The organism is Streptomyces sp. TM32, assembly GCF_004122755.1.
Lineage (GTDB): Bacteria > Actinomycetota > Actinomycetes > Streptomycetales > Streptomycetaceae > Streptomyces > Streptomyces sioyaensis.
The window spans coordinates 25,469-35,701 of sequence record NZ_SDIG01000050.1; the positions used below are offsets into that span (position 1 = coordinate 25,469).

Below are 10,233 nucleotides of genomic sequence, written 5' to 3' on the forward strand. Positions count from 1 at the left end.
CACCTGATCTCATGCCTCCGCCCTGCGCCTGAGGAACAGGGCGGAGGGTCACACATGTGGCGGTGACGAGCGGAGCGTCCAGACACTCCCATGCGCTGAGGACAGTCCACGCCGCCCGAGCCCGCTGTTTGGCGTCGGACACCAGGCGACCACGGCCCCTATTAACTGAACCACTTGGCCACGTCGAACCCCATTCGCCCAAGGTGATGGGCTTTCAGAACGAGCGTCATGCGAGCGTCAAGAACATGACGAGGGCGCGGCCACGGCTTGCTCCACCATCGTCGAGCCCGATGAATCCGCAGGTCAGACGCGTATGGCCGACCAGCCTCGCGTGCAGCTGTTGTACGGACGGAAACAGGTGAAGCGGACCAGGAACACCACAAAACCGCAGGTCAGGAAGCCTTAGCCGCCCGCTCAAGGATGACAACACACTCCACATGATGCGTCATCGGAAACAAATCAAACGCCCGCATCCGCCGCGGCGCATAGCCCGCCTCTGCGAAGTACTTGAGGTCGCGGGCGAGGGCGGCCGGGTCGCAGGCTACGTAGGCGATGCGGCGGGGGGTGAGGGAGGCGAGGTGGGTGACGGTTTGTTTGCCGGCGCCGGCGCGGGGTGGGTCGAGGACGACGAGGTCGACGTCGGTGATGCCGGTGCGGGGGAGGATCGATTCGACCTTGCCGTGTTCGATGCGTACGCGGTCGAGGTCGGCGAGGTTGTGGCGGGCGTCCTCGACGGCGCGCTTGCCGGATTCGATGCCGAGGACCGCGCCCTTGTCGCCGACGCGTTCGGCGAGGGCGCCGGCGAAGAGACCGACACCGCAGTACAGGTCGAGGGCCATGTCGCCCTTCTTGGGCATCAGGCCCTGCATGACGGCCTCGACGAGGAGGTCGGCTGCCTTCGGGTGGACCTGCCAGAAGCCGCCGTTGCCCACCCGCCAGGTGCGGCCGGCGGCGCGTTCGCGGACGAAGGGGCGGCCGTGGACGCGGTGTACGCCGCCGTCCTTCTCCCCGACCCTCATGACCGAGACCGGCTTGTCGAGTTCGACGATCGGGAGGCGGCCACCGGGGCGGGGGGTGAGGATGACCTGGCGGTCGTGGGAGCCGGTGGCGGCGATGGCCTCGACGGTGGCGATCTGGGGCCAGTCGCGCTTCTCGATGCCGAGTTCCGAGACGCCGGGGGCGGCGATCATGCAGTGGGTGATCGGCTCGATGTCGTGCGAGCGGTGCTTGCGCAGGCCCGCGTGGCCCTCGGCGTCGACGGCGTACTGGACGCGGGTGCGCCAGGCCGGTACCTCGCCCTTGGCGACCTTGTCGCCGGGGGCCGGCTCGACGGTGCCGTCCCAGCCTGCCGCCTCGGGGGTCAGCCCGGCCAGCCGCATCAGCTGTTCGGCGACCACGTCGCCCTTGAGACGTCGCTGGGCACCCGGCTTGGCGTGCTGCCAGTCACAGCCGCCGCAGCGGCCGGGGCCGGAGAAGGGGCAGGGGGCCTCGACCCTGTCCTTGGACGCGTCGCGGATCGAGACGGCGTCGGCGCGCAGGAAGCGGGCGCCCTCTTCGCCGTCGGTGACGCGCGCGATGACGCGTTCGCCGGGGAGGGCGTGGCGTACGAAGAGGACCTGGCCCTCGTCGGTGCGGGCGATGCAGTGGCCGCCGTGGGCGACCGGGCCGACCTCGACCTCGTACTCCTCGCCGACCAGCGACTTCTTGGGTTCTGCCTGCATGGCGGGAGGGCTCCTGAGGTGGGGTGGTGCCGGGGCGGTACGGCGGGACGCCGACCGTCAAGTCTACGGCCCGGCGTGTGGTGCCCCGGGCCCGCGCCCCGTCGTGGCCACCGTGCCGGCCGGACCGGCGCCGTGACGCCGGTCCGGCCAGCGGCTACTTCTTGGTGGCCGCCTTGTCCTTCTTCGGCTGGGCGACCGGACCGCGGCGGACGGCACCCGGAGCGTTCCACTCCGCGCGCTTGCGGGCGCGCAGCTTGGCGGCCTCGGAGGAGTCCAGCTGCCAGGGCACGGAGGTGACCATGACGCCCGGGGTGAACAGGAGGCGGCCCTTGAGACGGAGGGCGGACTGGTTGTGCAGCAGGTGCTCGTACCAGTGGCCGACGACGTACTCGGGGATGTAGACGGAGACGGCGTCGCGCGGGCTCTGCCGGCGCAGGGATTTGACGTAGTCGATGATGGGGCGCGTGATCTCGCGGTAGGGCGAGGCCAGGACCTTCAGCGGGACCTCGATGCCGCGGCGCTCCCACTCCTCGCGCAGGGCCTTGGTGTCGGCCTGGTCGACGTCCACGCTGACCGCTTCGAGGCTGTCGGAGCGCATCAGCTTGGCGTAGTTCAGAGCGCGCAGGGTGGGCTTGTGCACCTTGGAGACCAGGACGAGGGAGTGCACCCGGGAGGGGCGGACCACGTCGTCGTCGGGGGTGTCCTCGGCGGCGATCTCGTCGGCGACCCGGTCGTAGTGGCGACGGATCGCGGACATCGTGACGAAGAAGACGACCATGCCGAGCAGCGCGACCCAGGCGCCATGGGTGAACTTCGTCAGGAGGACGACGACGAGGACCAGGCCCGTGAAGAAGGCGCCGAAGGCGTTGATGGCGCGCGAGCGGTGCATCCGGCGGCGCTCGGCCGGGTCGGTCTCGGTCAGCAGATGGCGGTTCCAGTGACGGACCATGCCGGTCTGGCTGAGCGTGAAGGAGACGAAGACGCCGACGATGTAGAGCTGGATGAGCCGGGTGGAGTCCGCGCCGTAGAGGTAGACGAGGACCGCGGCGGCGCCGGCCAGCAGGACGATGCCGTTGGAGAACGCCAGCCGGTCGCCGCGGGTGTGCAGCTGACGCGGCAGATAGCGGTCCTGGGCGAGGATCGAGCCGAGCAGCGGGAAGCCGTTGTAGGCGGTGTTGGCGGCGAGGAAGAGCACCAGTGCGGTGGCGGCGGCCAGGATGACGAAGAGGAAGCTGCCCTTGCCGAAGACCGCCTCGGCCACCTGCGAGATGACCGGGTTCTGGGTGTAGCCGGAGCCGAGCGGCTTGCCGTGGAGGAGCAGGTCGGTGGCCGGGTTCTCGGCCATCCTGACGTTGGTGGCCATGGCCAGGCCGATGATGCCGCAGAACATGGTGACGGCCAGCCCGCCCATGAGGGCCAGGGTGGTCGCGGCGTTCTTGGACTTCGGCTTGCGGAAGGCCGGCACGCCGTTGGAGATGGCCTCGACGCCGGTGAGCGCGGCACATCCGGAGGAGAAGGCGCGCAGCAGGAGGAAGATCAGCGCGAAGCCGGCCAGGCCGCCCTGTTCGGCGTGGATGGAGTAGTCGGCGGTGGGGGCCTTCATCGTGTCGCCCATGACCACGGCACGGACGACGCCCCAGGCGATCATGATGAAGACGCCGGCCACGAAGACGTACGTCGGGATCGCGAAGAGCTTGCCCGACTCCTTGACGCCCCGCAGGTTCATCAGCGTCAGCAGCACGATGACGACGATCGCGCAGAGCGTCTTGTGCTCGACGACGAACGGGATCGCGGAGCCCAGGTTCTCGATGCCGGAGGCGATGGAGACCGCAACGGTCAGCACGTAGTCGACGAGCAGTGCGCTGGCGACCGTGAGTCCCGCCTTGGGGCCGAGGTTGGTGGTGGCGACCTCGTAGTCGCCACCGCCGCTCGGGTAGGCGTGCACGTTCTGCCGGTACGACGCGACGACGGTGAACATCAGCACCACGACCGCGACCGCGATCCACGGGCTGAAGCTGTACGCAGACACACCCGCGACGGACAGGACGAGGAGCACCTCGCCGGGCGCATAGGCCACCGAGGAGAGCGGGTCGGAGGCGAAGACGGGGAGTGCGATGCGCTTGGGAAGGAGGGTCTCCCCGAGCCTGTCGCTGCGCAGTGCGCGCCCGATCAAGATCCGTTTGGGCACGTCGGTCAGTTTGGACACGCAGAGGATGCTAAGCCTTCGTCAAGGTCCGCGCCCACCCGCTCCCCGCACTGACCTGCGCGGCGCGCCGGGCGGGGTGCATCCGGCCTGCTGAGGGACGCCGCGCGGACCAGTTCTCGCACAGGATCCGCACGTCGCGCGCACGTCGCCAACGCGGCGGTGGGGCCTGTGGCGTTCGTCACGCACCCTCGGTGCCCGTCACAGGAACGGCGGGGCCCGTCACGGAGTGATCCCGGCGGTGACGGGGCGCGATGCGGCGGTCACGGTGAGATCCCGCGGCGGGCGGGCGGCGGGCGGCGGACCGAAAGGGGGCCGGGCCGAAGCCGGGCCCCGCCCGGCCCCCTTTCCGCCCGGGCTCAGCCCTGCCCGGCCCCGGCCCCGGCTCGGGTGGCGCCGGCCCCGGCTCCGGTGGCCCGTGGTTGCCGGGCGTGCAGATCGCCCAGTCCCTGCCGGGTGGCCACCAGCAGCACCCGGTCCTGCGGCCGCAGGACGTAGTCGTCGCCCAGCTCGTGCACCAGGCGGGCCGGTTCGCGCTCGGCGTCCGGCGGTGGCGCGGCGGCCGCGGCCTGCGCCTCCGGGTCGTCGGGGGCGCAGGTGTCCACCGCCAGCACCCGCAGCCGGCCCGGCCGCAGCACCTCGGCGACCGTACGGCCCTCCAGCGCGGCATTGCCACGCACCTCGACCCGGGCGACCAGCAGCACCCGGCGCTCGACGGGAATGGCCCCCAGGATCTGCCGCCCCATCATCGCGCCGCCGAACGCGGGCGCCGCCAGGAAGGAGGTGCTGCGGCTGCGGGTGAGCGCCCGGGGGTGCGCGGCGCGCAGGGTGCGGTAGACGGCGGTGGCGAACCGGTCGTCGAACAGCCGCAGGGTGACCCGCAATCGCGGGGCGACGCTGCGGGCGTAGAGGGCGGCCTCCAGATTCGTGGTGTCGGCGCTGCTGAGGGCGAGCAGCGAGGCCGCCCGCTCGATCATCGCGGCCTCCAGGACTCCTTCCTGGGTGACGTCCCCCAGGACGGTGGGCACCCGCAGCCGGCGGGCCAGTGCGATGCCCCGCGCCTCCGGGTCCGCCTCGATGCACACCACGGGGATGCCCATCTCGTGCAGTCGCGCCAGGACGCGGGTGCCGACCTTGCCGAGGCCGAGCAGCACCACGTGCCCCGACAGACCGCGCGGCGGGCGGCGCAGTGCCGAGGCGCTGCGGAAGGTGCCCAGCCCCTCGAACGCGGCCGCGACCAGCACCGGCAGCAGCAACAGGCCGGTCAGTCCGGACAGCAGTTGCAGGATCTTGCGGGGCAGCGGCTGGCCGAGCGCCGGGTCGTTGATCGCGAACAGGTCCAGCAGCGTGAGATAGGCGCCGTGCACCGGTTCCAGACCGGTGGTGAGCCAGGACGCGACGGCCAGCGCCAGCACCGCGCCGACGACGCCGGCCAGCGACCAGCGCAGCCGCCGGGAGAAGAGCGAGGCGAGGGGGGCGCCCCGGCCCCGCAGCCGGGCGGGGCGCACCGGCCGCCCCGTATAGGAGACGGTCTCCAGGACGACGGTGCCGCAGCCGGCGGCGTCCCTGACCGCGGCATCGTCCGGCAGCAGCTGCCCGTCCTCGCCGCTGCCCGAACTCGGCTCCTGGTCGGGGTCGTTGGCGGAGGCGGGCAGCAGCGCCAGGGTGCACAGGCCGGGGTCACCGGGCCGGCCGGGAGGCACCGGCGGCCGCTCCACCGCCCGCAGCAGCAGCCCGTCCGCCTCGATGACCTTGCTGGTCCCGGCGACCGCGGTGGCCACCAGCGCGGGGGCCACCGTGTCGGCGTCGGACAGCACCGTCGTGGAGGCGTCGGCATCCACCGCGTCGGCGCCCACCGCGTCCCCGCCGCCGTCGGCGCCCAGGCCGGTGACCGCCGCGGCCTGGTCGAGCAACTCCTCCAGGTGCTGGCCGAGTTTGCGGTTGTAGAGCCGGATGACCAGCCGCAGGCGGGGATTGAGCCGGCGGGCGCGCAGCGCGGCGTGGATGTTGAGCTCATCGTCGTCGTAGACCAGCGCCAGCGCGCCCGCCTCGGCGACGCCCGCCTCGGTCAGCGCCACGTCGTCCGGCTGCGCCGCCTCCAGGATCCGTACGGTCTCCTCCGGCGGCTCCGCATCGTCCCCGGGCGCCTCGGACGGCACCGGCGAGGTACGGGCGACCGCCGCCGACACCCGGCCCAGGAGCGCGGTCGCCCGGTCCAGCGCGCGGGCCGGCGGCGGGATGCGGGGCCGGTGCGGCTCCCGGGCGGAGGGGACGACCAGCGTCACCCGTTCGCCGTAGACGTCCCGGAGCTCGGCGGCGAGCCGGTGCGCCAGCGCATCGTCGCCGCAGACCACCATGTGCGAGGTGTATGAGCCCTGTTGGGGCTGGAGAGGCAGGTTGGGCACACGGTTCAGCGTGCCTTACGGACCCGGCACGGCGCAGCCCGGCCGCGGGAGACCGTCGCCCCACCGGGCAGGCCACATCCGAATGCCGCCCACCGCGCCCCCTACCAGGACCGGCATTGCGGCTACGGTTGTACCGGACCACGGTGCGGGCGGCGCTCCCGTTACCCTGCCGGGTCCGTGTCGCGAGCCGTGGCCTCGTGTCGCCGGTACTGGGAGAAGAAAGTAGTGAGCAGGGTGTTTGTGCAGGTCATCGCGCTAGTACAGGGCACGGGGTAATCAGCATGCACATCGTCATCATGGGGTGCGGGCGCGTGGGCTCCGCGCTGGCACAGACCCTGGAGAGCCAGGGGCACACCATCGCGGTGGTCGACCAGGACCCGACCGCGTTCCGTCGCCTGGGCTCGTCCTTCGGTGGCCGCCGGGTGACCGGCGTCGGCTTCGACCAGGACACCCTGCGCGAGGCCGGTATCGAGGAGGCGGGCGCCTTCGCGGCCGTCTCCAGCGGTGACAACTCCAACATCATCGCCGCCCGGGTGGCCCGCGAGATGTTCGGCGTCGAGAACGTCGCGGCCCGTATCTACGACCCGCGCCGCGCCGAGGTCTACCAGCGCCTGGGCATCCCCACCGTCGCCACCGTCCGGTGGACGGCCGACCAGATGCTGCGCCGGCTGCTGCCGTCGGGGGCCGAGCCGCTGTGGCGGGACCCGAGCGGCGGCGTGCAGCTCGCCGAGGTGCACACCGCCCCCTCCTGGGTCGGGCACAAGATCAGCACGCTGCAGGAGGAGACCGGCGTCCGCGTCGCCTTCCTCACCCGGCTGGGCGAGGCGATGCTGCCGACCTCGCAGACGGTGCTGCAGGAAGGCGACCTGGTGCACGTGATGATGCGCACCGACGAGGTCGAGAAGGTCGAAGCGGCATTCGCCACGGGTCCTGAGGGGGCGCACTCATGAGGGTCGCGATTGCAGGCGCGGGCGCGGTGGGCCGCTCGATCGCCGGCGAGCTGCTGGAAAACGGCCACGAGATCCTGCTCATCGACAAGGCGCCGACCGCCATCTCGGTCGAACGGGTGCCGCTGGCCGAGTGGCTGCTGGCCGACGCCTGCGAGATCACCTCACTCGACGAGGCGGCGCTGCAGCGCTGCAATGTCGTCATTGCGGCGACCGGCGACGACAAGGTCAACCTCGTCGTCTCGCTGCTCGCCAAGACGGAGTACGGCGTGCCGCGGGTGGTCGCACGGGTCAACAACCCCAAGAACGAGTGGCTGTTCAACGAATCCTGGGGCGTCGATGTCGCGGTCTCCACGCCGCGTCTGATGTCGGCCCTGGTCGAGGAGGCGGTCAGCGTCGGCGATCTCGTACGGCTGCTGCGCTTCAGCCACGGCGACGCCAACCTCGTCGAGCTGACGCTGCCGCCTGAGGCCGCGCTGGCCGGCACCCGGGTCGGCGATGTCGAGTGGCCCCAGGACACCTCCCTGGTCACGATCATCCGCGGCACGCGGGTGCTCACACCCAACAAGGAGGACGCGCTGGAAGCCGGTGACGAGCTGCTGTTCGTCGCGGCGCAGTCGCGTGAGGAGCAGCTGGAGGACCTGCTGTCGGTGCGGCACGAGGAGTCGTAACCCGGCCCCTCCGGCCCACCGACGACGCCGGGGCCCGGGAACCGAGCGGTTCCCGGGCCCCGGCGTTCGGTGCGCGCAAAGGCGTCAGCGGCGGTGGCGGCCCCCGCCCTGCGGGCGGTCGGCCGGGGGCTCGGCCGTGATCTCCGGTACGAGGTCCCGGCCGAGGTCGTCGGCGACCCGGTCCAGCGTCTCGCGCTCGATACGGCGCCGCTCCTCGGCTTCCTCCTCGGCCTTCTCCTTCGCCTCCATCTCGGCGAAGACGTCGATCGGCGGCGGTGCCTTCGCCAGGAAGATCCAGGTGAGGTAGACCGCGAGCAGGAACGGCGGGATCTTCAGCGCGATCAGTATCCAGCCGAGCTGCGTGGTGTCGGCCCACCAGTACAGCGGGAAGAGGATCGCGCACTTGGCGAGCAGGATCAGCCCCCAGGCCCAGCTGGCCTTGGCGTACGCCGTCTTGCGGCCGGGGTTGCGGGTGCGCCAGGAGAGGTTCTCCTTGAACACCGGGCCGAGCATCAGCCCGATCAGCGGGACGCCCGCGAGCGTGGTGACGATGTAGGCGGTGGCCAGGCCGAGGGTGTAGAGCATGCCCGGCAGATAGAAGTCCTTGGCGTTGCCGGTCATCATCGCGAAGACCACGCCGAAGGCCACCCCGAAGACACCGCTGAACGCGTGCTTGACGGTGTCCTTGCGGACCAGGCGCACCGCCGCCAGCACCAGCGAGACGGCCAGCGCGGCGATCGCCGAGACGTGCAGGTCCTTGTTGATCGTGAAGATCGTGACGAACAGCAGGCCGGGGACCACGGTCTCCACCATGCCGCGCACGCCGCCGAACGCCTCGAACAGCGCGGCCTCGGTCACCTGCCTGCCGTCGACGGCACCCTCGGCGTCCTGGCCGGGCGGGGCGGACGAGGGGCCTGCGGAGGAATCGGGGTCGGCGTGCGCGTCAGTGGTCGGTCGGTCGTAAGACGTCACCGGCTACTCCTGTCCGAGCGGTCGGAGTTCGTACTTCGGGTTGAAGAGCACCCGGCGTCCGTGGCTCAGCGAGACCCGGCCCGAGGCGATGAGCTTCCGGCCCGGCTCGATCCCGACGATGGAGCGGCGTCCCAGCCACACCACGTCGAGCGCCGCGGAGCCGTCGAACAGCTCCGCCTCCAGCGCGGGCACTCCGGCGCGCGGCCGCAGCGTGACATGCCGCAGGGTGCCGGTGACCTTCACTATCTGACGGTCGTCGCAGTCGCAGATCCGGGTGCACCCCGCGTTCTGCGCATCCTGTTGCAGCTCGGCGGACTGCAGCTCCTCCTCGGAGGAGGACAGCCGGTCGAGCATCCGGCGGAAGCGACCGGCCGGCTTCTCGGATCGGGTCCCAGCACTCATACGCCCCAGCGTACCGGTGGCCGCGTCCCGGACTCACGGCCCGCACGCGGACTTCGTACCCGGCTCACAAACCCGCCGGGCGGGCGCGGAGCAGGGCGCCGAGGGGGTCCTACTGCTCGAAGCGGTAGCCCATGCCCGGCTCGGTGATGAAGTGCTTCGGGTGTGAGGGGTCGCTCTCCAGCTTGCGGCGGAGCTGGGCCATGTACACCCGCAGATAGTTGGTCTCGGTGCCGTACGAGGGGCCCCAGACCTCCTGGAGCAGCTGCTTCTGGCTGACCAGCCGGCCCGCGTTGCGGACCAGGACCTCCAGCAGATGCCACTCGGTGGGGGTCAGCCGGATGTCCCGGCCGCCGCGGTTGACCTTCTTCGCGGCGAGGTCGACGGTGAACCCCGCGGTCTCGACGATCACCTCGTCGTCGGCCGGCCCGGTCGGCTCGGCCCGGCGCACCGCCGCCCGCAGCCGGGCCAGCAGCTCGTCCATGCCGAACGGCTTGGTGACGTAGTCGTCCGCGCCGGCGTCCAGCGCCTCCACCTTCTCGTCGGAGGTCTGCCGCGCGGAGAGCACCAGGATCGGCACCCGCGTCCAGCCCCGGAGCCCCTTGATCACCTCGACGCCGTCCATATCGGGCAGGCCGAGGTCGAGGACGATGACATCGGGGTGGCGGGCGGCCGCGAGTTTGAGCGCGGTGGCCCCGTCGGGGGCGGCGTCGACCTCGTACTTGCGCGCCTTCAGGTTGATCACGAGGGCGCGGACGATCTGCGGCTCGTCATCGACCACAAGCACCCGGTTCACTGGCGTTCTCCTCGCGGTGTCGTCGCCCCGCGGGCCGTACCCGCGGGGCGAGTGATGGGGGTGGTCCGTACGGCCCGGCTCATGTCGTGGCCCGGGCCGTACGGACCACCCCCATCACT

The 10,233-nt window shown here is 71.7% G+C and carries 8 protein-coding genes; 2 read left to right on the top strand and 6 right to left on the bottom strand.

Features of this window, described 5'->3' with window-relative positions; all coding sequences use genetic code 11:
- Positions 1–392 precede the first annotated feature (392 nt).
- From EST92_RS14235 to EST92_RS14245, 3 genes are all read right to left on the bottom strand, one after another.
- Positions 393–1,721, bottom strand: a complete 1,329-nt coding sequence (locus EST92_RS14235; protein WP_129281301.1) for a class I SAM-dependent RNA methyltransferase — start codon at positions 1,719–1,721, stop codon at positions 393–395.
- 154 nt (positions 1,722–1,875) lie between these two features.
- A complete protein-coding gene (locus tag EST92_RS14240; RefSeq protein WP_129281302.1) occupies positions 1,876–3,927 on the bottom strand; it encodes an APC family permease in 2,052 nt (683 codons plus the stop codon).
- Between the two features lie 356 nt (positions 3,928–4,283).
- Positions 4,284–6,281, bottom strand: coding sequence for an NAD-binding protein (locus EST92_RS14245; protein ID WP_129281304.1), 1,998 nt, complete (start codon positions 6,279–6,281; stop codon positions 4,284–4,286).
- A 329-nt stretch (positions 6,282–6,610) separates the two neighbouring features.
- Here EST92_RS14245 and EST92_RS14250 point away from each other — a divergent pair, with 329 nt between their 5' ends.
- Together EST92_RS14250 and EST92_RS14255 are read left to right on the top strand one after the other, a co-directional pair.
- On the top strand, positions 6,611–7,279 hold the full coding sequence (locus tag EST92_RS14250) for a TrkA family potassium uptake protein (RefSeq protein ID WP_129281303.1): 669 nt from the start codon (positions 6,611–6,613) through the stop codon (positions 7,277–7,279).
- Positions 7,276–7,947, top strand: a complete 672-nt coding sequence (locus tag EST92_RS14255; protein WP_129251348.1) for a TrkA family potassium uptake protein — start codon at positions 7,276–7,278, stop codon at positions 7,945–7,947. Before EST92_RS14250 ends, EST92_RS14255 begins: the two co-directional genes overlap by 4 nt.
- A gap of 84 nt (positions 7,948–8,031) precedes the next feature.
- Here the strand turns inward: EST92_RS14255 and EST92_RS14260 are convergent, their stop codons facing one another.
- The 3 genes from EST92_RS14260 to EST92_RS14270 form a co-directional block, all read right to left on the bottom strand.
- Positions 8,032–8,805, bottom strand: coding sequence for a DUF3159 domain-containing protein (locus tag EST92_RS14260; protein ID WP_129281305.1), 774 nt, complete (start codon positions 8,803–8,805; stop codon positions 8,032–8,034).
- 117 nt (positions 8,806–8,922) lie between these two features.
- Complete coding sequence (locus tag EST92_RS14265; protein ID WP_189096321.1) at positions 8,923–9,321, bottom strand: OB-fold nucleic acid binding domain-containing protein; 399 nt, start codon at positions 9,319–9,321, stop codon at positions 8,923–8,925.
- A 109-nt stretch (positions 9,322–9,430) separates the two neighbouring features.
- A complete protein-coding gene (locus EST92_RS14270) occupies positions 9,431–10,114 on the bottom strand; it encodes a response regulator (RefSeq protein WP_129251350.1) in 684 nt (227 codons plus the stop codon).
- Positions 10,115–10,233: the final 119 nt, after the last annotated feature.

Bases quoted from the DNA above. Each gene is read 5' to 3' on its own strand.
- EST92_RS14235 (WP_129281301.1), bottom strand. From the start codon at position 1,721: ATGCAGGCAGAACCCAAGAAGTCGCTGGTCGGCGAGGAGTACGAGGTC.
- EST92_RS14245 (WP_129281304.1), bottom strand. From the start codon at position 6,281: ATGGTGGTCTGCGGCGACGATGCGCTGGCGCACCGGCTCGCCGCCGAG.
- EST92_RS14250 (WP_129281303.1), top strand. From the start codon at position 6,611: ATGCACATCGTCATCATGGGGTGCGGGCGCGTGGGCTCCGCGCTGGCA.
- EST92_RS14255 (WP_129251348.1), top strand. From the start codon at position 7,276: ATGAGGGTCGCGATTGCAGGCGCGGGCGCGGTGGGCCGCTCGATCGCC.
- EST92_RS14265 (WP_189096321.1), bottom strand. From the start codon at position 9,321: ATGAGTGCTGGGACCCGATCCGAGAAGCCGGCCGGTCGCTTCCGCCGG.